We start from the raw sequence: 23,834 nt of genomic DNA, 5'->3' as shown, positions 1-23,834 counted from the left end.
TTTAGGATGCTAACGTGGTTAATAAATAGTGCAAAGTAATAAAAGTGTAACAGAGTGTTAAGTTGTGCTTTTAATCAAGAGTGAAGCTCGAGATGGCTCTTCTCAATACGGTATTGTTTTCTTTCATTGACTGAGATAATTTAGAAAGTGACTCAGCTAATTCAACCTCGTGTTTAGCTGCTGATTCTACATCGACGATATCTTTTGCAACTTCTCTTGTTGTCACTGACTGCTGTTCTGCCGCCGCAGACATATTGTTTGCCATCGCTTCTAATTGAGATGCTGCATCTTTTACCTTTTTAGCCGTTTCTCTTCCGTCACCTGTGACCTCCACTGAATTTTTCACCGCTCTCGCGTTCTTATTTATATCCTCCACCACGACCATACTCGCTTGCTGAAGCGATGCGAGTAGCGATGATATCTGGTCCGACGCGTTGCGGCTGCTCTGTGCTAGCTTTCTCACTTCATCAGCAACAACGGCGAAACCACGACCATGCTCACCCGCTCGGGCTGCTTCTATCGCAGCATTCAAAGCCAGTAAATTAGTTTGGTCTGACAGAGCATTAATGGTCTCTAATATGCCGCTAATTTCTGTTACCTGTTTCTCCATATCAGCAGCATTATTTTCAACGGAACTCATGTCCTCTTCTAATTGCTTCATCTCCCTTCTGATTGACTCATTTATCTCGAATGCTGTGTTTGATAATGTGTCTAAGGATTGACTGGCAGATAATGTGTCAAATGCCGATTTTGCAATTTCATCGCTCGTCACTGATACCTCCTCCAGGGCAGATGCAATATTCAGCGAGCGTTGCTGTGTATCGCCTGCATCTACAACCATTTCGGCGCAGGACTCCTCTAACTCTGATGACAAACGAGTACTTGCCTCAATTGATTGCTCTAAGCCACGGATAAGATCTTTCAAAGCCAGGATCATTTTATTAACTGCGCGAGAGACCGAGCCTAGCTCATTTCTTGCTTGTGAGCTGACGTCTACTGTTAAATCACCGTTATCCGCTATGTTGTGTAGGTTTTGGATAAGGCGACGTAACTGCGTACTGAGGATATGAAGTAGCGAACGATAAATAAGCGCAACAACCGAAGCACCGACAATAATAATTAAAACAGTAACGGTAAGTGCAAGAACAGCAGAATCGTGCATGGCACGGGCGTCTTGCGCTACTTTCTGCCAAATATCATCAAGTATGCCTTTCACGCCCTTTATTTGCGAAGTTGCAGCGCCAAACCAATTATCGTTTGAAGGAAGTGAGTTAAAATCTATACTTTCTGATTCTAGTGATACAAGTGTGCGCGTTATTAAAGCGGCCTCTTGTGATGACAAAACATCATTAAACACAGCAAAATTGTCTGGAGGTAAACTGTTTTTCAATTTGCCTGAAATGTATTCCACTTCCTGCTTGTATTTTGCAAGCTGGCTCTTAATCAAACTATTGGCACTTTTTCGTGCAATCACACCATTTACTTTCCCTCTTTGCTGTCCCAAGCGCTCTTTTAGTTGGGCAAGTAAAATAGCGTTAGCCAGTGATTCCTTTGATGCAAGGTTATTAACATAGATTGTGAGTGAATTTGCAGCGTTGAGCGCCGCAGCATTCAGTGAACTATAAAAAGTAAATGCTCTCCCGCCACTGCCACTGTCGACCTCACGCCTCAAAGCTTCCTTACCCGCTAAATATTCTTTCAAAGCAAGTAAAATGCGACTCACTTTTTCCCCATAGACTGCGTTGTCGGATAGCAAAGATTCAAGTTTTCGTTGCGCCTCGTCTGCGTTTTTTCTTTGAGCTTTTACTTTGTCAAATGCTGCATCGCTAGGATTACCAAGATAGCCAGCGGTTAGCCCTCGCTCAACTGCGTGATGATGTGCTATTGCCTCGACAGACGCGATAAGGTTAATCATTTCAACGTCGCTACTTGCCGCACTTGTATCTGAAAGAGAACGGCTAACATCTTTAAATGCAAGGAAAGCAACACTGATAAGAAGAATTGAAGCACCGCAGATGGTTAGCTGGAAAATTGATAATCGTTGTAGCACGCGCACGATCGAACTCCGTGTATATGATGTACTGTTGAAAGAAAATACATGACCTACGGTTGTAACCAACTGAAAGGTGCCTTTTTCCAGTATAGAAAACAATCAAATAAGCGCAAATAACGATATTTAGCTCATTGCTCAGGATTAGTTTTGTATTGTGAAAACAAAAAAGCCGAGCAAATGCTCGGCTTTCCAATATGGCTATATCAAAACATAGCTTAGATGTATTCGACCTCAATGATTTCCACTTCAACAGCACCTGCTGGCGTTTGAATGGTTACCATATCATCAAGCTCTTTACCAATTAGGCCACGAGCAATAGGAGAGTTCACAGAGATAAGATTGTTTTTAATATCTGCCTCATCATCGCCCACTATGCGGTAGGTAGTCTCTTCATCGGTATCAACATTTAAAATGGTTACAGTAGTACCGAAAATAACCTTTCCGGTGTTGTCCATTTTAGTAACGTCGATGATTTGCGCATTCGACAGCTTGCCTTCGATGTCTTGAATACGACCTTCACAAAAGCTTTGCTGCTCACGAGCTGCGTGATATTCGGCGTTCTCTTTAAGGTCGCCGTGCTCACGCGCTTCAGCAATCGATTCGATAATACGCGGACGGGTTTTGGTTTTAAGCTCGTTTAGTTCGTCACGCAGCATTTGAGCGCCACGCGCTGTCATTGGATACTGACTCATGGATACAGTCTCGCCTAGCTAGTTATTTAAAACAGAAAAGTGCGCCGCGAAGGCGCACTTTTTATTCGTTCACACAAATGTAATATGGCTAGGATACCTCGTATCCTAGCCGTTGTCATTAGTGTTTAATTCTAGCGTGCAGTTCTTGAACTGATGATACTTTGTTGCGGTCATCAGCTGACTTAGCTCTAATTGTAGCGAACGCAGCGTTCATTGTTGTTGTGTAGGTTACTTTATTAAGTAACGCTTCACGACGAATATATACCGAGTCGGTAATAGCTTGTCGGCCTTCAGTTGTGTTAACCAAATAGGCGTATTCACCGTTTTTGATTGCATCAACGATGTTAGGACGACCTTCCGACATTTTATTCACTACCGTGCTCATAATGCCAGCATCATAAAGCTCTGTCGCTGTTCCGCGCGTTGCTTCAATTTTAAAGCCCGCCTCAACAAGCGCTTTTGCCAGTTCAATCATGCGAGGTTTGTCGTTATCACGAACCGAGATAAGTGCTTTACCCTCTTTAGGAAGCGGAGCACCTGCGCCTAAGTTCGCTTTAGCGTACGCTTCTTCAAACGTATCGCCCACACCCATAACTTCACCAGTAGAACGCATTTCTGGGCCTAATAGTGGGTCAACGCCTTGGAACTTAGCAAACGGAAGTACTACTTCTTTCACAGAGTAGAAAGGAGGAATAACTTCTTCCGTTACGCCCTGCTCTGCCAGGCTTACACCTGCCATTGCACGTGCGGCAACTTTTGCTAATGGAATACCTGTCGCTTTCGACACGAACGGTACGGTACGTGCAGCGCGCGGGTTGACTTCGATTAGGTACACTTCACCATCTTTGATTGCGAACTGTGTATTCATCAAGCCAACTACGCCAAGTTCAAGGGCCATAGCTTTAACTTGCTCGCGCATTACGTCTTGAATTTCTTTAGACAGTGAATGTGGAGGCAGTGAACATGCAGAGTCGCCAGAGTGAACACCCGCTTGCTCGATATGCTCCATAATGCCGCCGATTACCACTTCTTTGCCATCGCAAATTGCGTCGATATCAACTTCAATAGCATCGTCAAGGAAACGGTCTAGCAGTACTGGCGCGTCGTTAGACACTTTTACTGCTTCGTTTAGGTAGCGCTTAAGGTCTTTAATGTCGTATACGATTTCCATCGCACGACCACCTAGTACGTAACTTGGGCGAACAACCAGCGGGAAGCCAATTTCTTCCGCCATTGCAAGGGCTTGTTCAACGTTAGTTACCGTGGCATTTGCTGGCTGCTTAAGGTTGAGCTTGTTAACCATTTGCTGGAAACGCTCACGATCTTCAGCGCGGTCAATGGCTTCCGGTGAAGTACCAATAATTGGTACGCCAGCCGCTTCAAGAGCGCGTGCTAGTTTAAGCGGCGTTTGACCACCGTACTGCACGATAACGCCTTTCGGGTTTTCTTTCGCAACAATCTCAAGTACATCTTCCAACGTTACTGGCTCGAAGTACAGACGGTCTGATGTGTCGTAATCGGTAGATACTGTCTCAGGGTTACAGTTAACCATAATGGTCTCGTAACCGTCTTCACGCATTGAAAGCGCCGCGTGAACACAGCAGTAATCGAATTCGATACCCTGACCGATACGGTTTGGACCACCGCCCAATACCATAATCTTGTCGTTGTCGGTTGGGGCTGCTTCACACTCTTCGTCATACGTCGAGTACATGTAAGCAGTACTGGTCGAGAACTCAGCAGCACAAGTATCTACACGCTTGTATACAGGTGAAATGCCAAAACCGCGGCGAGTTTCACGTACATCGCTTTCAGCTACTTTGGTAAGTTCGGCTAGACGTGCGTCAGAGAAACCTTTGCGCTTAAGCGAGCGCATTAGATCTGCGTCGATGCCCGGTAAACCAAGTTCGGCCACCTTTGCTTCAAGAAGAATAAGGTCTTCAAGCTGTACAAGGTACCAGCGGTCAATATTAGTAAGGTTGAATACCTCATCAACCGTCATGCCCATACGGAAGGCATCGCCGATGTACCAAATACGCTCTGCGCCAGGTTGGCGTAGCTCGTAAACAACCTTGTTGCGCGACTCAGGGTCGTCAAGGTCAACCATTGGGTTTAAGCCAGTTGCACCTACTTCTAAGCCGCGAAGGGCTTTTTGCAATGACTCTTGTTGGTTACGGCCAATGGCCATAACCTCACCTACCGACTTCATTTGCGTGGTAAGGCGGTCGTTAGCGCCGGCAAACTTCTCAAAGTTAAAACGTGGGATCTTAGTGACTACGTAGTCAATTGATGGCTCGAATGATGCAGGTGTTAAACCACCCGTAATGTCGTTAGCAAGCTCATCTAACGTGTAGCCAACTGCAAGCTTGGCTGCTACTTTTGCAATTGGGAAACCTGTTGCTTTAGACGCTAGCGCAGATGAACGCGATACACGCGGGTTCATCTCGATAATTACCATACGACCAGTTTTAGGGTCTACACCAAACTGTACGTTTGAACCACCGGTTTCAACACCAATTTCACGTAGCACAGCCATGGCTGCATTACGCATAATTTGGAATTCTTTGTCAGTCAGGGTTTGTGCTGGAGCAACTGTGATTGAGTCGCCGGTATGCACGCCCATAGGGTCGAAGTTTTCAATGGTACACACAATAATGCAGTTATCTGCTTTATCGCGTACTACTTCCATTTCGTACTCTTTCCAACCTAGCAACGATTCATCGATAAGCAGCTCGTTGGTAGGAGAAAGGTCTAAGCCACGGTGACAAATTTCATTAAATTCATCAATGTTGTACGCGATACCGCCGCCGGTTCCACCCATGGTGAAAGACGGACGAATGATACAAGGGAAGCCGATGCGGCTTAGTACATCGTGCGCTTCATCCATGCTGTGCGCGATTTCCGCACGTGGACATTCAAGGCCGATGTTTTTCATTGCTTTGTCAAAGCGCTCGCGGTTTTCCGCTTTATCGATAGCATCTGCCGTCGCGCCGATAAGCTCACAACCGAATTCTTCCAAAACACCATGTTTGTCTAAGTCTAACGCACAGTTAAGTGCCGTTTGACCACCCATAGTTGGAAGGATCGCGTCTGGACGTTCTTTTTCAATAATCTTGCGCACTACTTCCCAGTGAATTGGCTCGATGTAAGTGGCATCTGCCATTTCTGGGTCTGTCATAATGGTGGCTGGGTTAGAGTTCACCAAAATAACACGGTAGCCTTCTTCGCGAAGGGCTTTACACGCTTGCGCGCCTGAATAGTCAAATTCACAAGCCTGGCCGATAACAATAGGGCCAGCACCAATGATAAGAATACTTTTTATGTCGGTACGTTTTGGCATAGCGGGCTAATTCCTACTGCTTGTGTTGTTCAATAAGTTCAATGAAGTGGTCAAATAACGGAGCCGCTTCATGTGGACCTGGGCTGGCTTCGGGGTGACCCTGGAAGCTAAACGCAGGTTTGTCGGTGCGGTGAATACCTTGCAACGACTTGTCGAACAACGAAATGTGAGTTACTTCTAGGTTATCTGGCAAGCTAGACTCATCAACAGCGAAACCGTGGTTTTGGCTGGTGATCATAACTACATTACGCTTGAGGTCTTTAACCGGGTGGTTTGCACCATGGTGACCGAATTTCATTTTCACTGTTGTTGCACCACTTGCTAGGGCAAGTAATTGGTGGCCAAGACAGATTCCGAAAACAGGAATGCCAGTCTCAACAATAGTTTTAATAGCTGTAATCGCGTAATCACAAGGCTCAGGGTCGCCCGGGCCATTTGATAGGAATACGCCATCTGGATTCATGGCTAACACATCTTCAGCAGGCGTTTGTGCCGGAACCAAGGTAACCTTACAACCACGGTCAGCAAGCATGCGAAGGATATTGTTTTTTACGCCGAAGTCGTAAGCAACAACGTGGTATTTAGTTTCACTTGGCGTGACATAACCTTTACCAAGTTCCCAGCTACCTTCAGTCCATGTTTTTGGCTCAGTAATGCTCACTACTTTTGCCAAATCCATGCCTTTTAGGCCCGGAAAAGCTTTTGCTTGCGCTAGTGCGCTAGACTCGTCTAATTCATCAGTACAAATGATGCAGCCATTTTGTGCACCTTTGTCTCGTAAGATACGCGTTAAACGACGTGTATCTATGTCAGCAATACCCACAACGCCTTTCGCTTTTAGGTATTCAGACAGTGTTTGCTGTTGACGAAAGTTACTAGCAACAAGAGGTAGGTCACGAATGATAAGACCTTTTGACCAGATTTTATCTGCTTCAACGTCTTCGTCGTTAGTGCCGGTGTTGCCAATGTGTGGATAAGTAAGGGTGATGATTTGTTCAGCGTAGGATGGGTCGGTGAGAATTTCTTGATAGCCAGTCATGGAAGTATTAAAAACAACTTCCCCGACGGCGGAGCCTGTAGCGCCTATCGCCGTACCTTTAAAAACAGAACCATCCTCTAACACCAAAAGGGCAGAATTAGCCAAGTCAACCTCCAGATTAAGGATAACTATGTGTTTGTGCAGTTTTTTGCACAAACCCCACAAAAAACGGGAGTTATTGATAACAATACATCCCGTTTTACGATCTTTGCAGCTAATAAAACCGCACTCTTCAGCCGTTTTATTGGCTTTAGAATACGAAATTCTGGCAAATTCCGGCGAGTATACATCACTGTCGGAAAATGGCAAATTTATTTGCAATAATTTATCAAAATAGAGACTTTAACGCGTTTTTCGCTTAAAACCACCAAAAGTATGACTCGTTGGTCAAGATTAGCACAACATAACGTTAACATTTACTCAACGGAATACTTAATCGAACGAGGAGCGTGCACGAATACATTGCACTAACACACTGTGTTTTAACTAACAGTAGTGGTTGCTAAACCTTTAAGTTCAATACATCCACCATGGAGTATAGACCAGGTTCTTTGCCATTCAACCATTGTGCAGCATGCACCGCTCCCTTTGCGAAGGTGAGTCGGCTAGATGCTTTGTGCGTTATTTCTAATCGTTCCCCAATGTCAGCGAACAGTGCCGTGTGCTCACCAACAATGTCCCCTGCGCGCACCGTAGCAAAACCGATGGTGCCCTGATCTCGCTCAGGCTCTTTACCTTCGCGTCCATATACTGCACATGTTTTTAAATCTCTGCCAAGCTCATCAGCAATTGCTTCACCTATGGCCATCGCGGTGCCTGAAGGTGCATCTTGCTTGAACCTATGATGCGCTTCGGTAATTTCAATGTCTGCCGTTTCGCCCAACACGCTAGCGGCTTGGCGAACAAGCGACAGCATTAGGTTTACCCCTACGCTGTAGTTTGCCGCAAACACAATAGGGATGTGCTTTGCTGCGCTATCCAATGCAGCTAGCTGCGCTTCATTCAGTCCTGTAGTGCCTATTACTACCGGCATATTATTTTTCACGCACCATTCAAGGTTACTTTCAATAATTGAAGGCAACGTAAAATCAATCATTACATCGGCATCACTGCTGCTAAGCGACGACACTGCGGTACAATTAATGTCTTTTTTTCCAATACCAGCAAGTTCACCTACATTCATACCAACCCAAGGCGAGTCGTCTCTTACGGTCGCAACACCAAGCTGCGCATTTTCATTTAAATCTAACGCTTCAATAAGCACGCGACCCATACGCCCATTGGCGCCAAACAAACCTACTTTCATGCTATTTCACACTTTTTAATTATTGGGTAATTGCTCTGCATTCTGCCAAATGAAAATACTATTGCAATGCAAGAATGGCATTAAATATATCAATTACGTTTCGCGTTAATGCAAATTGCACCTTCAATATAAATTCACACTACCGTTTAACTGTAACCATACAAGAAGCGTAACGGTAACTATGCGAGAGTCTACACAGAAAAAACGCTCATTAGCTGCCGCCTACTCTTACTTTTAGATACACTGGGCACTGCTTTTAGATACACTGTTAACTGCATTCATACTGTGCCCAGTTAATCCTTGTCTGTGCTCGCCAGTATGCTTTTATTCGTTTCTTATTCAAAACAAATCAAAAGATAAAAACATGAAGAAAAACGCGCTAATTTGGGACATCCCCACTCGCCTGTTTCACTGGTTGCTTGTAGGAAGTATTGTGGCCCAATATGCCACTGTAAACTGGTTAGATAATGCTGTGCAATGGCACTTCTATATTGGTTATTTTACGCTTTTTCTTGTTGTATTTAGACTGCTTTGGGGTGTGGTGGGCACGCACTACGCCAAATTCACGCAGTTTGTTAAAGGCCCTAAGTTAGTGATGAATTATTTAAAATCACTCTTTGATAAGCACGCGACTCCAACGGCAGGACACAACCCGTTAGGCGGATGGTTTGTTATTGTCATGCTGATTTTGGTGGCTATACAGGCTATTTCAGGCCTATTTATGACTGACGACATCTTTTTAGATGGCCCTTACAGAGCACTGGCAACTGAAGAAGTGTTAAGTGTGATGTCATCATTACATCATATTGCTTTCGACGCTTTACTCTATGTGATTGCTCTACATATTGGTGCTGTTATCTTCTATACAACATTTAAAAAGCAAAAACTCGCACCTGCAATGGTCCATGGTAAAAAAGAGGTTTTCCACAATGAAGCAGATGGAAAGCATATAAGTATCGAACACTCAAAGTTAATTCGTGCATTAATAGTGGCTTTAATAGCTGCATTCGTTGTGTACTTAGCCATTGAAGTGTATCCACCCGTACCGCAGGTGGACGACTTCTATTATTAGCAGCGCCTGTATTCCGCTAACTTTCATCAGGCATTTGCGAGGCGCGCAATAGACACCAACGTGGCGTTTACTGCGGTTCAGCTTTGGTAACTAGCCCTTTTTGCATCATTACCTGTTGAATTTCAGCTACGCTAGCAGGGTCATCGATAGTAGACGGAACGGTAATATCTTCGTTAGCGGCGACTTGCCTAATAAGTTTACGAAGAATTTTACCCGAGCGAGTTTTCGGTAGTCGGTTTACTACAATGGCGCGTTTAAAACTAGCGACAGGTCCAATGGTCTCTCGTACAAGGCTTACAAGCTCGCTTTCCAACTGCGTTTCATCAATATCAACGCCATCTTTCAACAGCACCAAGCCAATGGGAAGTTGGCCTTTTAGCGTATCGTTAACCCCGATTACGCTGCACTCGGCAATGGCAGGGTGTGAAGCTAGAACTTCTTCCATCTCACCGGTAGAGAGCCTGTGACCTGCAACATTAATTACATCGTCTGTACGCCCCATAATAAATACAAATCCATCATTATCGATGAAACCATCATCCCCTGTACTGTAATACCCTTCATACTCGGTTAAATAGCCTTGAATAAAGCGGTCATTATCTTGCCAGATAGATTGTAAGCACCCTGGAGGCAGCGGCAGTTTTATAGCAATAGCACCTTTTTTACCTACATCTTGTTGCTCGCCATTACTTTTAAGTACTTGCACATTAAAACCTGGCGTAGGCACACTAGAAGAGCCAGGTTTAGTTTGAAGTGGTTGAATACCCATTGGGTTTGAACAAATAGGCCACCCCGTTTCGGTTTGCCACCAGTGATCGATAACCGGTACACCCACTTTTTCGCTTACCCAATAGTAGGTAGAAGGATCAAGACGTTCACCTGCCATAAAGAGTGTGCGTAAACTTGAAATGTCATATTCTGATAAAAGTAGCGCGTTGGGATCTTCTTTTCGTATAGCACGAAACGCCGTTGGTGCAGCGAACAATACGTTCACTTTATGTTTTTGAACTACACGCCAAAATGCGCCCGCGTCGGGTGTACCAACAGGTTTACCTTCATACATCACCGTGGTTGCCCCCTTAATTAGAGGACCGTAAACAATGTATGAATGCCCGACAACCCAGCCAACGTCAGATGCCGCCCAAAAAACGTCTTCTTCACTTATACCGTAAATGGCATCTAGTGAATAATTCAACGCAACGGCATGCCCGCCGTTGTCTCTTACCACGCCCTTGGGCTTTCCTGTTGTGCCCGATGTATAAAGCACATATAAAGGGTGCGTGGCATCTAGTTCTACTGCCTCTACTGGGCTGCTACTTGACATAAGGTAATGCCAATCGTGATCGTAACCAGTCTCAAGCCGTGCTTTTAGCTGTTCTCGTTGAACCAAAATACAACCCTGAGGTTTGTGCGTTGCCAAATTAATTGCCTCATCAACCAATGGCTTATAGGGCAATACTTTTTTACCTTCAATGCCACATGATGCAGTTACGATAATTTTTGGCGTTGCATCGTCTATCCGCACCGCAAGCTCATTGGCTGCAAACCCACCAAAAACGACAGAATGAATAGCGCCTATTCGCGCACAAGCTAACATAGCGATAGCGGCTTGTGGGATCATAGGCATGTAAATAATGACGCGGTCGCCTTTTGTGACACCTAGCCTAGAGAGTGCACCTGCGAATGTTGAAACCTCACCAAGCAGTTCGCTATAAGTAAAAGATACTGTGCTTTGCGTTACGGGGGATTCATAAATAAGTGCTGTTTTATCACCCTTTCCAGATTGGACATGATGATCGAGCGCGAGGTAGCTAGTATTTAGGGTGCCACCTTTAAACCACTCAACAGTGCCGCCGGATATATTATTAAACGCAGAGGGAGGGGTCTTGAACCAGTCGATAGCCTTAGCTTTTTCAAGCCAAAATGCCTGTGGCGATTGCGTGGCAGCTGAATATTCCTTCTTATAAAGCATAACGATGTCCAATAGAGATGAAGTAGTTATTACCCTACTTCATCGCGATGGCTAATGCTTATAAGACTTCAGGCTTAAGGGTCTTATATTATTGAAAATAAAGAAATTTAATATTTAAATTTTCATTACTTATTGTGCGTTAAATATTCTTTCTCGCCAAACATCAACACTCATAGGTTTATCAAGCCAAAACCCCTGAAAACAATCACATCCACAGGTACGAGCGTGTGATAGTTGATGATCAGTCTCAATACCTTCAGCCACGGTATTAATGTTCATTGCATTTGCAAAGTTACAAATACTGCGAACTAACAGTCGCTTTTGGTCCGAGTCATCTATGTCCTCTATGAAAAGCCGATCAACTTTTAGCTCTTTAATGGGCAGAGACTCTAAATAATTTAAATTCGATTCTGCTTTTCCGAAGTTACCGATGGATATGTTAAAACCAAATTCAGAAAGCACTTTAATTCGTGATTGAATAATACTGATACCGCGCTTCAACGCTCCTTCGGCCAATTCTAACGTGAGCATATTGCTTGGTATCTTCCATCGTTCAACAGTAGCGACAAACTTAGATACAAAATCAGCACGAGCCAAATGCTTCGTGCTTATGTTCAACGAAAGCTGAGTGGTAACGTTATTCTCCAAACACTCGCTAAGTAATTGACAAGCGCGGTCACAAACCCATAACCCCAAGTCAGCAATAGCATCGTCTTCTTCAGCAATCGGGATAAACTCATTGGGTTGAATTACGCCTAAATGTGGGTGATGCCAACGTAAAAGTACTTCAGAACTAATAATATTTTTTTCTGCGTTATATTGCGGCTGAAGTTCGATGAACAATTCATCGCTAGACAAGGCTCGAGCAAGAGAACGCTTGATATAGCTATACCTCTCAATATCTTGCGTATTGATATGGGTAACATCGTGCACCAGGCTTCCTGAGTTCATAGCCTTTCCACTATTAACTGCTGTTATCGCCATGCAATCAATTAACTTCTTATAGCTCACATGCTTTGAAGAAATGGTGCAGCTAACAGTCTCAGCCTCAATTTGAAGTGCATTATTATGAAGTGTAAATGGAATTAACACATGCTCTTCGAGCAGGTTGCACACTTTTGAAATGGCTTCACACGATGTTATTGAATCGATAAACGACTGCATTGGCACAACATAAAAAGCGCCGCGTTCTCCTTTCGCTACCATATACGCACTTGATGAAAATGTTCGCGCCAACCTATTGGAAACAATTCGCATGATATAGTCGAAGGTGGCTACACCAAATACATCTTCGTATTCACTAATATGCTTTATTGCCACACGCATAAACACGCGCGTGCTGGGGATAGAACTTGATTTGGCACCAATTTCATTGATGTATCTCTCCAGTTTACAAAGGTTCGATAACCCTGTAACAGAATCTTCAAAAGCGAGTTGCTTGTAGTGCGTCAGGTCTCGTTCATGCACAGAGTTATCTTTAATGGTCACTACCGTTAAAGACTGCTGATGAATATTGCATTGTTTTTGCGACACTTCACAACTTAACCGCTTACCATTTTTATGCCGCACGTGACGCGTTGATACATCGTTGCTAAATGTTGTAGCTGGAAAATGGCTTGTTGCTGATTGGGCAAAAATAATGTTGATGTCCTGTCCAATAAGTTCATCAGGACAATAGCCTAGTGTCGGTTTTGCCTGCTCGTTCACAGTCAGCACCGTACCGTGTTCATCAACGGTCATTACCACTGCGTCAATGTGGTTAAGTATAAGAGAAACGTAGTCAGCAAAGTTATTTTGAGAATCGGATAACAGTTGGGTTTGCGTTTCATCCTGAATTGCACCATAAAGACGTTTGAGCTTTACACCATCACGTTTTTCTAACTGGCAATAAATAGTAAACTTTATACTTCGCTTGCCTTTATTTCTATCGCGTAGACTGAAGTGAAAATCAAAACAATCACTACGTTTTATCGCACGCAGTAAAGATGTAATAAACTTACGCCTTTCTTCATAAGTCAATATGTCAAGAATATGTTGGTAAGACATAAAGCCAACATGCTCGAGCCCCAGTATCTCTTTAACTATGGCAGTACATTGTAACGTTCCAGACTCTCTATCTAACTCCCACGCCCCAACACGAGAAACTTCACTCACTTTTTCAAGTAATGCTAGCTGCTGTGATAGTTTTTCAGAATACGGGTGTTTGGCAAGGTGGTAGTGAAGCGCTATTTCAATCCTTTGGCGAGTAATGTCTAGGTAGCTGTGCTGAACTGTGCTCAACGATTTGTTTTTCAAAAAGGTGAGCGCAACATACTCTATTGCACCATGAACATTTTTGATTGCTTTCACAACGATATAGGTGTTTTCGTAACACGTAAGCTCAGGCGGTAATGCAAGCTCTTCTGCTGCAATTGGCGCGCTCATTGCCGACATTGCAAGCATTTGATGTATATCGTTGGGCAACCTAATAGACAGCTTTTCTAGATTGGTGTGTGAAGAATCAGCGTGTGTGACAACAGCCACACCTGAGTGAATGTTGATAGAGGCCATCAAAACGCAGAGCGCTTGTGACTGTTGCCTCCCCTCATCGAGCAAGCTGCCAAACTCAGGGTTGTCAGCGTAATGCGTTGAGAGTGTGTTGCTGTTGCGTAGTTCCATCTAACTTATGCCCCACAAAATAAAAACGTAATTCGGTTGCTCGGCGTGTCTCCGCCAAAAATATGCAATTGCATATGCCAAGCATTTCAGCTCATCCCTTAGTCTGAATTTTAGTCAATAAACCCTCCAATATCCAGTTTGTGTTGTGTTTTTGCGTGCAATTTTCTATCGATTTTTTACCCGACTGCAAATCAAATGTTTGACGCTTGTCAAAAATATTCGGCTTTAATTCGTTGATGTTTATCAACTTTACACACAAGCAACATTGTATAGTGCTGAATTGCTCGTGTGTAAATTGGTATATTTGCTAACTAAAGCTTCTTATGCAGCCGTTTTTACAACGACCTGTCTTTTTTAATTCAGTCTTTCTTATAGTCAGTCTTTTTTGTAATCATCATGACAAGACTTACAGCTAGCGCCAATTTTACCAATAGCGCTGCGATATGCACTTTCATCGCCAGCATCAACCACGGTTTGAAGGTTTTGTGATGCGGCCTTAAGGGCCATAACTTTCTTTTCAACGTCTGAGAAGTTTTCCCAAATTGCATCTTTTGCACCTGTCTCAACGCTAAATTCACGTGTATCGACCGCCATGTAGTCACTCATCATATCCGCTAGTTGTTCTAGGCGGACGGCGTTGGTTTTCATGACAGACTCGTCAAACGGAAGTGCGCCTTTTGCCATGCCACCTAATGGCCCCATATTGCTGCGTACAAGCTGAAAAATTGCCTGGCGATATTGGGTAGCCGCTTTAGCATGCTTTTCTGAAGATGCTGACTTAACTTCTGCAGCAAACGTCGCACTTGAAATGCATGCTGCTACAGCGCCCACTACTATTGCTTTTGAAAAAAATTTCATGCCTGTTCCCTATTTCATTTTTTATAATTTTATAAATCGAACGAATTCAAACTGTGTTGTTCTGAACAACATAAATGCACACAGTAGTGTTATGTAGAAAATAGCGACCGATTTGCCGCTTCCATAGCGCTTTCGTTCCTATGAATGTGTTTTTCTATCGTGACTAATAGTGCAATAAAGCGCAAGAATTATAACGCTGAATGACATTATTGAAGGGGCTAACAACAAAAAAAGCCCTCAAATGAGGGCTTTAACTATTTACGATACTATGAATCCTTTAAACAGTTAGTTCGTTAAGTCGTCGAAAAACTTCTTCACACCGTCAAAGAAGCCTTGTGCTTTTGGACTGTGTTTACCAGATGCCTTGCCAACCGAGTCTTCAAGCTCTTGAAGCAGCTCTTTTTGACGTGCAGACAAGTTAACCGGCGTTTCCACAACAACTTTACACATCAAGTCACCCACTGCGCCACTGCGTACTGACTTAACGCCTTTTCCACGTAGACGGAACATACGGCCCGTTTGCGTTTCAGGACTAATTTTTAGTTTAACTTTACCGTCAAGCGTTGGTACTTCAAGCTCTCCGCCTAACGCTGCTGTTGTAAAGCTTAATGGTACTTCACAGTAAAGGTTATTTCCGTCACGTTGGAAGATCTCGTGGTCTCGTACATGCACCTGTACGTAAAGGTCGCCTGCTGGTGCACCGTTTTCTCCCGCTTCACCTTCACCAGATAAGCGAATACGATCCCCCGTATCTACGCCGGCTGGGATTTTAACGTTAAGGGTCTTGGTTTTCTCTTTACGACCGTGGCCGTGACAGCTGTTGCAAGGGTCTTCAATAATCTTGCCCTTACCAGAACATGTAGGACATGTCTGCTGTACGGCAAAGAAACCCTGACGCATCTGTACTTGACCATTTCCATGACACGTTGGACAGGTTTTAGGTGACGAGCCTTTCTTCGCGCCAGAGCCATCACATACATCACACTCTACAAGTGTAGGTACGCGAATGTCGACACTCTTTCCGCGTACCGCTTCTTCTAGTGATAATTCTAGGTTGTAGCGAAGGTCGGAGCCTTGGCGTGCACGCGATTGACGGCCGCCACGACCTCCACCACCAAAGATGTCGCCGAATACGTCACCGAAGATATCGCCAAAATCAGCACCGCCGCCGTAGCCGCCGCCACCGCGATTAGGATCAACACCCGCATGACCGTACTGGTCGTAAGCGGCACGTTTTTGTGAATCTGACAGGATTTCGTAGGCTTCTTGGATTTCTTTAAACTTATCTTCTAGCGCTTTATCGCCTTGCGTACGGTCAGGGTGATATTTCATCGCAAGCTTTTTATACGCTTTTTTAATTTCGCGGTCGCCTGCGCTCTTATCCACCCCGAGCACTTCGTAGTAGTCACGTTTCGACATATCGTTCACTTATCCTACTTTTTTGTCGACAAGCACGCAGTGCCCATCGAATCTACATCTGACTGTTGTGAAAATAACCTAAGTGAGTAGCATTGCGATAGCGCTACGCCATTTACACCAAGTTATTTACACAACAAAGGCGCAACAAGAAAACCCTGCTGCGCCTGAACTGCTATTTACGGCCCGCTAGGTTGTAAACGGGCCTTTCGCAACAGCTTACTTTTTATCGTCGTCTTTTACTTCTTCGAACTCAGCGTCAACAACATCGTCATCCGCTTTACCAGACGCTTGTTGCTCTGCACCTTCAGCGCCGCCAGCGGCCGCTTGTTGTGCTTGCGCAGCTTCCATCAGCTTGCTAGACGCTTGAATAAGTTCTTGCGTTTTCGCTTCGATTTCTGCTTTGTCTTCGCCTTTAGACGCTGTTTCAAGCGCAGTAAGGGCTTCTTCAATTGGCGCTTTGTCTTCTGCACTTAGCGCATCGCCAACTTCTTCAAGCTGCTTACGTGTAGCGTGGATCATACCATCAGCCTGGTTGCGTGCTTGAATTAGCTCTTCAAACTTCGCATCAGCTTCTTTATTCGCTTCTGCGTCTGCTACCATTTTTTCTACTTCTTCATCGCTTAGGCCTGAAGAAGCTTTGATGGTGATCTTCTGCTCTTTACCTGTGTCTTTGTCTTTCGCAGACACGTGTAGGATACCGTCAGCATCAAGGTCGAACGTTACTTCGATTTGCGGTACACCGCGTGCTGCTGGACGAATACCTTCAAGGTTGAACTGACCAAGCGACTTGTTGCCGCTTGATTGCTTACGCTCACCCTGTAGTACGTGTACTGTTACCGCAGACTGGTTGTCTTCAGCTGTTGAGAACGTTTGCGACTTCTTAGTAGGGATAGTCGTGTTTTTCTCGATAAGCGCAGTCATTACACCACCCATTGTCTCAATACCTAGAGACAGAGGTGTTACGTCTAGAAGTAGTACGTCTTTAACGTCACCAGAAAGTACACCACCTTGAATTGCCGCACCTACTGCTACCGCTTCATCAGGGTTCACGTCTTTACGTGGCTCTTTGCCGAAGAACTCAGTTACATACTTCTGTACTAGTGGCATACGCGTTTGACCACCCACAAGGATGATGTCGTTGATGTCGCCTACAGATAGGTCTGAGTCAGCTAGTGCTTGCTTAAGCGGGTTAAGCGAGTTTTTCACTAGATCTTCAACTAAAGACTCAAGCTTCGCACGAGTAAGCTTAATTGCTAAGTGCTTAGGACCTGTTGCATCAGCAGTGATGTATGGCAGATTAACTTCAGTCTGTTGTGAAGAAGAAAGCTCAATTTTCGCTTTCTCGCCAGCTTCTTTAAGACGCTGCATTGCAAGCGGATCTTTACGAAGGTCGATGCCTTGATCTTTCTTAAATTCTTCAACTAGATAGTTGATAACACGATTATCAAAATCTTCACCACCAAGGTGTGTGTCACCGTTGGTTGCTAGTACTTCAAACGTGTGCTCGCCGTCTACTTCATCAATTTCGATGATAGAGATATCGAACGTACCACCACCTAAGTCGTATACTGCAACAACGTTATCGCCTTGCTTTTTGTCCATGCCGTACGCAAGTGCAGCAGCAGTTGGCTCGTTGATAATACGCTTAACTTCAAGACCAGCAATGCGACCCGCATCTTTTGTAGCTTGACGCTGAGAGTCGTTGAAGTATGCAGGAACAGTAATAACTGCGCCTGTTACTGGCTCGCCAAGATAATCTTCAGCGGTCTTCTTCATTTTCTTAAGTACTTCGGCAGAAATCTGAGGTGGCGCCATTTTCTCGCCTTTCGCTTCTACCCATGCATCACCATTATCAGCGCCTACAATTTTGAAAGGCATAATGTCGATGTCACGCTGTACTTCTTTGTCTTGGAAGCGACGACCAATTAGACGCTTGATAGCGAATAAAGTGTTTTCAGGGTTTGTTACCGCCTGACGCTTCGCTGATTGACCTACAAGTGTTTCACCATCGTTTGTGTAAGCGATGATTGAAGGTGTTGTACGATCGCCTTCCGCGTTTTCAATTACGCGAGGTTTGTCGCCGTCTAGAACTGCGACACATGAATTCGTTGTACCTAAGTCGATACCAATGATTCTACCCATTTCGTGTCTCCGAAAAAGTTTCTTAATTCTGTACTTTTAGTGGGGTTATTCCCCAATGTTTTCAATAGATGTCAGTAAAAAAACTGACATTTTTGTGTGTTTATCGCAAAAAGCGTGACTTACGCTTGCGTGTCCACACCACCACTTGGTGCGCGCGATACCATTACCATGGCAGGGCGCAGCAAACGGCCGTTAATTTGATAACCTTTTTGCATCACGGCCATTACTGTGTTTGGCTCGTGGTCTGCGCTTTCTTGCATCGACATCGCCTGATGCAAATCAGGGTTGAAGGTTTCGCCCTGCGGATCAATAAGGCTTAATCCGAATTTCTCAATAGTGCTTAAGAAAGTTTTGTGGGTCATTTCCACGCCTTCCAGCAATGGCTTAACAGCTTCGTTTTCAGCATCGGTCATTTCGATAGCACGCTCTAGGTTATCGATAACCGGAAGAAGCTCGCCAGCAAAGCGTTCTAGCGCAAACTTACGCGCTTTTTCTACTTCGCCTTCGGCACGACGACGAGCATTTTCAGCGTCAGCGCGAGCACGAAGAACACTATCTTGTTGCTCTTTTACTGTCGCTTGCGCTTCAGATAATGCAGTCTCTAGCTCATAAATACGTTGCGCGTTCTCATCAAGAGGCGCCTCTGCCCCTTCAACCGCTTCAGCTTCAACCTGTGTATCAGCTGCTTGCACAGTTTCGTCCACTGTATTCTCTTGTTCTGCCTGCACGTCGCGATTGTCGCTCATGCCTACCTCCAAACGTTTTTTTAATTAGGCATTGCCCAAAAATGATTAAAATTTATGGGAATCTTTCAGATGGGCTTAGTTATGGGGCTAGTTTTGGGGCGATCAAGGGTATCCACACAATTTTTGTGGATGATTTTTTAAAAAGTATAAAAACACACTGTTTCAATGCGCACTCTGTACTAAAGTACCGTGAGTAAGCGCACTTCAAAATACGACGATATGTGAAAAACGTGTTAATGTAATTTAAGCTAAGCAGTTGTTTTTATATGGACCTTCTATGCTGAGTATTTGGACAGTTGGCACGTTGGTGGGCGTGTATCTTATTGCGCTTTTTGCTGTGGCGTTTTGGGGTGATAAACGCCTGCGAGATAACCAGCAACACCCTGTTCTGTACAGCTTGGGGTTGGGTGTACACTGTACGTCGTGGGCTTTTTTTGGAACTGCATCACAAGGTGCGCAGTACGGCTGGGCTATCATACCCACTTACCTAGGTATTATGTTAACCATGGCTTTTGGCTTTACTGTTGTGCTGCGCATTAGCCGACTGTGTCAACAACATAACATAAGCTCACTTGCCGACCTTATCTCACTTAAATACCGTCACTCTCACCTCATTGCAGCGCTTATTACGCTGTTGTGTTTTATTGGTGTTATTCCCTATATCGCGCTTCAATTAGACGCTATCACAAAGTCTATAAGCTTAATTACAGACGCACCACAATCGAGTAACCCTCAGGTAAGTGTTTACGTTGCTGGTCTTATGGCGCTATTTGCTATTATTTTTGGTACGCGTTCGCTTAATTTAACCGACAAACACCCCGGCCTTTTGCTTACCATTGCTTTCGAATCGGTTATAAAACTCTTAGCGCTTTGGGCTGTTGGCATTTTTGTTTGTTTTTACTTATTTGAAGGCGTCCTTGATTTAATTGCAAAGGCATCAGCACATGAAGCGGCGAAAGCGGTGATATATGCAGATAGCGCAATAGGCGTTTACGTAACCCACGTTGTGCTTGGCATTTGCTCAATGTTCGTGTTACCACGACAGTTTCATATGAACTTTGTTGAGCAAAATGGTGAAGGTGAACTACGCACAGCGCGATGGCTGTTTCCCCTTTACCTTTTAGGAATGACTCTATTCGTTATCCCCATTGCGCTTGCCGGTAAAATGCTGCTACCAAGCAGCACCAATTCAGACGCTTATGTACTAGCAATACCGCTTTACGCTGAAAACATGGCACTTTCTTCTTTTGCTTTTATTGGCGGACTGGCAGCCACAACCAGTATGGTTATTGTTGCCACACTTGCCATGGGGATCATGATTGCGAACAATGTGATTACGCCTCTTTGGCTAAAAGCACGCTTAAAAACAGCGCCCGACAGGTCAATGCAACCGGGAAGGATCCTTGCAATTCGACGGCTTACCGTGTTGGTGGTGTTGACGACCGCGCTATGGTATCACCTAAATATTAGCCAAGCTGCGCCATTGGTGAAAAGCGGCGTTATTGCTATTGCGCTGTTAGGGCAATGTATGCCGGTACTAATGTTTGGCTTGTATTGGAAAAAAAGCACACGGTCTGCTGCCATATGTGCGCTGCTGGCGGGCTTTGTTTGCTGGTCAATTTTTTTACTTTATCCAAGTATTTTATCAAGCTACTACTTTAATCCCCCACCAACCGACGAAGCCCTAGGTTTAGGCTTTATTTATTCGCTTATAGCGAACTGCATTACTTTTTTTGTTATTGCTTTACTTACCTATAAGGCGTCAGAAACCGTTGTTACAGAAGGCGCGCATTCAACCCAAGCACCACGCTTGATGGTAAAGGTAAAAGATCTGATTTCACTCACAAAACGCGTGCTAGACGAACCTTCTCAAGAACGTCTTACCCAGCAACTTTCTGTCGATGTTAATCGCGCATTTGCCCGAGGTTACGCTAGCCATGCATTAATTGAGCGTGTCGATAAGCTATTAGCCGCACAGGTAGGAGCGCCAAGTGCACGCATTTTACTTGGTGCAATTGCAGACACCGGTAGCGACACATTACCAGAGCTGGTTGATTGGGTTGAAGAAGCCTCTCAGTCTTTTCAGTTTAATCACGAAGTGTTGCAGTCTTCGGTTCAAAATATTGAACAAGGTATTAGCGTTCTTGATGAGAAGCTGCAGCTGCTAGCGTGGAACGACAGATACATTGAGCTGTTTAACTACCCCAAAGGCTTCTTGAAAGCGGGTATGCCCATAGCTGACATATTACAATTTAATGCCAATCGCGGTCTGTTCAGCTCGCACACTGACAAACACAACACTAAAAATAACAATAACAGCAATACAAATACGGCGTCAGCAGCTGAGATAAAGAAACGAATTCGTTACATGCTTACGGGTAGCCGACATAAATTTATTCGCAAGCAACCCGATGGACGCGTAATTGAGCTTAATGGCGCACCTTTGCCCGGCGGTGGTTACGTAACAACATACAGCGATATTACCGAGTACATTGCTATTCAAAACGCCCTCGAGGAGGCAAAATCGGACCTTGAAGCAAGAGTAATACAGCGCACTGCAGAGCTTGAAGAAGCAAAGCATCAAGCCGACAAAGCCAACGAAAGTAAAACACGTTTTCTTGCTGCCGCGGGTCATGACTTAATGCAACCTTTTAATGCAGCATCGCTGTTCGCGTCTATGTTAAATAAGAAGACAGAGGGCAGCGAATTAGCGAGTTTGTCAGAAGGTGTAGTGAATTCGCTTAACAACGCCCAAAGTTTATTAACGATGCTGCTTGATATGACAAAGCTAGATGCTGGCGTTTTAACCCCACAAAAAGTAACGTTTGACCTAGATGATGTGCTGGCATCGTTAGTACAAGAGTTTAGTATTCTTGCGCAACAGAAAAACATTGAGCTGCGCTATGTACCCACTAAAGTAAAGGTGTATAGCGACATTAACTTACTTAGACGAGTACTCCAGAACTTACTTTCTAACGCCGTTCGCTACACCCACACGGGCAGGATTGTAGTGGGTATAAGGCGACATTTAACGCATCATAGGCATGGGTCTAGCGTAAGTATCTTTGTATACGACACCGGCAGTGGTATTGCGCCAGAGCAGCAGCAGGAAATATTTAGCGAATTTCACCAGCTTGAGAGTAATCATAGCGGAGAAGGTATTGGGCTGGGCCTGACTATAGTAGATAAAATTTGTAAGCTATTGGAGCACAACGTTGCGCTAACATCGGTGCCCAATCGCGGCAGCAGTTTTAGTGTTACTGTACCGCGCGTATGCGCTGAAATGGACGTGGAGGATAAGCCTGTTGATGAGGCAAATATTCTTGTAGGGGGCACTGAAGAAAGTGGTGATAATAGCATTGAAAACAGTACGGTAAATAGCTCGGCCTTTTTGAAAAACAGCGCCTTTTTGCTAATAGAAAATGATGAGCAGGTAGCCAGTGCCATGTGTGCTTTACTTCAAGATTGGGGAGCAACAGTAACGTGGGTAAAAGGTGCAGAACAAGCACTGCGTTACTCGCAAGAAGACTTCGACGTACTTATTGCAGACTACCACCTCAATCATGGGGAGAAAGGCACTGACGTAGCAAATTCTCTTTACGAAGCAGGAATGCAGTTCACCTTAAGCGTGCTTATTACCGCTAATAGAGGCAACGAAGTTCGCCAAGAAGCGGATGAGCTTGGCATGGCTTACCTACCGAAACCAGCTAAGCCACCAGCGTTGAAGCGACTGCTTAAACAATCACTTATTTTAAACACAGACTATTAAAGTGTTTTGGCATCGGTAGTGTCGCTGGTGCTTGTTTCTTTTGTCAGGTTTTTCTCGGGATTAGTTTCTTTAAGTTCAGTAGCTTCAGGTTGAATTAGCGTATCAATAACCGATTGCTCATGCGCGGTAAACGCTGTTGAAAAGTTATCAAATCCAACCGTAATTTTCTTCTTCTCAGCGGGAGCTAGGCGCGCGTTAGCGTTTGCTAATTGCTGAGTGAACTGGTTAATGGAAATACGATTATACGTATGTATGCCCGGTTTCCCCGACGTTGAAGGGGTAAGTAAATCATCGTGCTCAAGCATAAATGCATGTTTAAACACCGCTTGAGACTTCGTAAAACAGGCCGTTGGGCTTCGCAATAATGCAGCTTCTGGTAATGCTTTAATTCTAACGCTTTTGCCATCCTCACTTTGTTGCCACGTAACACCGCACACACTTATATTGAAGGCATCTGTCTGGTTGGCAACCTCTTCTCGGGCCAGTGTCGAGTGTTCATTTAATGCCTGAAGTTCTTTAACCACTTCATGAAGGCGGTCAATAGATAACTTCTCAATGGTGACGGCACCTGCTCTAGACTGATAAGTAAGCTTTATCGTATTTTCTAGGTAGTACACTCGCCCGGTATCACGCCATATAGATACCTGTTGTGAAGTGTCTTGGACTGCCGTTGTATTATCACGACGCTTTTTAATGTTTTTAAAAATTCTAGACAGCACAGCATTTACATAAGCGAACAAAGATAATGTTGTTACGCATTTAATGCTG

At 44.5% G+C, this 23,834-nt stretch carries 14 protein-coding genes; 2 read left to right on the top strand and 12 right to left on the bottom strand.

The genetic code is table 11. From position 1 onward, the window contains the following. Positions 1-70: 70 nt before the first annotated feature. The 5 genes from ACGHAV_RS07525 to dapB all read right to left on the bottom strand — a co-directional run bounded on the left by ACGHAV_RS07525 (position 71) and on the right by dapB (position 8,430). Positions 71-2,056 carry a methyl-accepting chemotaxis protein gene (locus ACGHAV_RS07525; RefSeq protein ID WP_390378545.1) on the bottom strand — a complete coding sequence of 662 codons (1,986 nt, stop codon included), beginning with the start codon at positions 2,054-2,056 and terminating at the stop codon, positions 71-73. A 212-nt stretch (positions 2,057-2,268) separates the two neighbouring features. Next, positions 2,269-2,745: a transcription elongation factor GreA gene (gene greA / locus ACGHAV_RS07520; protein WP_334013213.1), complete on the bottom strand. Its 477-nt coding sequence runs from the start codon at positions 2,743-2,745 to the stop codon at positions 2,269-2,271. A 118-nt stretch (positions 2,746-2,863) separates the two neighbouring features. Beyond that, entirely contained in the window at positions 2,864-6,085 is a 3,222-nt protein-coding gene (carB, locus tag ACGHAV_RS07515) for a carbamoyl-phosphate synthase large subunit (RefSeq protein ID WP_390378541.1), read from the bottom strand. Between the two features lie 13 nt (positions 6,086-6,098). Beyond that, positions 6,099-7,229, bottom strand: a complete 1,131-nt coding sequence (gene carA / locus ACGHAV_RS07510) for a glutamine-hydrolyzing carbamoyl-phosphate synthase small subunit (protein ID WP_274743036.1) — start codon at positions 7,227-7,229, stop codon at positions 6,099-6,101. Positions 7,230-7,626: 397 nt separating this feature from the next. After that, complete coding sequence (gene dapB, locus ACGHAV_RS07505; protein ID WP_390378536.1) at positions 7,627-8,430, bottom strand: 4-hydroxy-tetrahydrodipicolinate reductase; 804 nt, start codon at positions 8,428-8,430, stop codon at positions 7,627-7,629. A 364-nt stretch (positions 8,431-8,794) separates the two neighbouring features. Between dapB and ACGHAV_RS07500 the strand changes: the two genes are divergently transcribed. Then, positions 8,795-9,502, top strand: a complete 708-nt coding sequence (locus tag ACGHAV_RS07500) for a cytochrome b/b6 domain-containing protein (RefSeq protein ID WP_390378533.1) — start codon at positions 8,795-8,797, stop codon at positions 9,500-9,502. Positions 9,503-9,569: 67 nt separating this feature from the next. On the opposite strand, the gene ACGHAV_RS07495 is transcribed toward ACGHAV_RS07500, so the two are convergent. The 6 genes from ACGHAV_RS07495 to grpE form a co-directional block, all read right to left on the bottom strand. After that, positions 9,570-11,474, bottom strand: a complete 1,905-nt coding sequence (locus tag ACGHAV_RS07495; RefSeq protein WP_390378530.1) for a propionyl-CoA synthetase — start codon at positions 11,472-11,474, stop codon at positions 9,570-9,572. Between the two features lie 129 nt (positions 11,475-11,603). Continuing rightward, positions 11,604-14,132 (bottom strand): EAL domain-containing protein, encoded by a 2,529-nt coding sequence (locus ACGHAV_RS07490; RefSeq protein ID WP_390378527.1) that lies wholly within the window; start codon positions 14,130-14,132, stop codon positions 11,604-11,606. A 375-nt stretch (positions 14,133-14,507) separates the two neighbouring features. Then, complete coding sequence (locus ACGHAV_RS07485) at positions 14,508-14,990, bottom strand: c-type cytochrome (protein WP_390378524.1); 483 nt, start codon at positions 14,988-14,990, stop codon at positions 14,508-14,510. Between the two features lie 285 nt (positions 14,991-15,275). Next, a complete protein-coding gene (gene dnaJ / locus ACGHAV_RS07480; RefSeq protein ID WP_390378521.1) occupies positions 15,276-16,409 on the bottom strand; it encodes a molecular chaperone DnaJ in 1,134 nt (377 codons plus the stop codon). Positions 16,410-16,625: 216 nt separating this feature from the next. Continuing rightward, positions 16,626-18,551: a molecular chaperone DnaK gene (gene dnaK / locus ACGHAV_RS07475; protein ID WP_390378518.1), complete on the bottom strand. Its 1,926-nt coding sequence runs from the start codon at positions 18,549-18,551 to the stop codon at positions 16,626-16,628. A gap of 119 nt (positions 18,552-18,670) precedes the next feature. Next, positions 18,671-19,297: a nucleotide exchange factor GrpE gene (gene grpE, locus ACGHAV_RS07470; protein WP_390378515.1), complete on the bottom strand. Its 627-nt coding sequence runs from the start codon at positions 19,295-19,297 to the stop codon at positions 18,671-18,673. 277 nt (positions 19,298-19,574) lie between these two features. On the opposite strand from grpE, the gene ACGHAV_RS07465 reads away from it, so the two are divergent. Next, positions 19,575-23,066 (top strand): PAS-domain containing protein, encoded by a 3,492-nt coding sequence (locus ACGHAV_RS07465; RefSeq protein WP_390378512.1) that lies wholly within the window; start codon positions 19,575-19,577, stop codon positions 23,064-23,066. Here the strand turns inward: ACGHAV_RS07465 and ACGHAV_RS07460 are convergent. Next, the gene (locus ACGHAV_RS07460) at positions 23,063-23,785 is read right to left on the bottom strand and encodes a hypothetical protein (RefSeq protein ID WP_390378509.1); all 723 of its coding nucleotides are present in this window, start codon (positions 23,783-23,785) and stop codon (positions 23,063-23,065) included. The two genes, ACGHAV_RS07465 and ACGHAV_RS07460, sit on opposite strands and share 4 nt — an antisense overlap. Between the last annotated feature and the right edge of the window lie 49 nt (positions 23,786-23,834).

It is taken from the genome of Alteromonas sp. MTD1 (genome assembly GCF_042848195.1).
In the GTDB taxonomy this organism is placed as follows: domain Bacteria; phylum Pseudomonadota; class Gammaproteobacteria; order Enterobacterales; family Alteromonadaceae; genus Alteromonas.
Note: the sequence above shows the minus strand (reverse complement) of the source record. Positions and strands in the feature narration are given on the sequence as shown.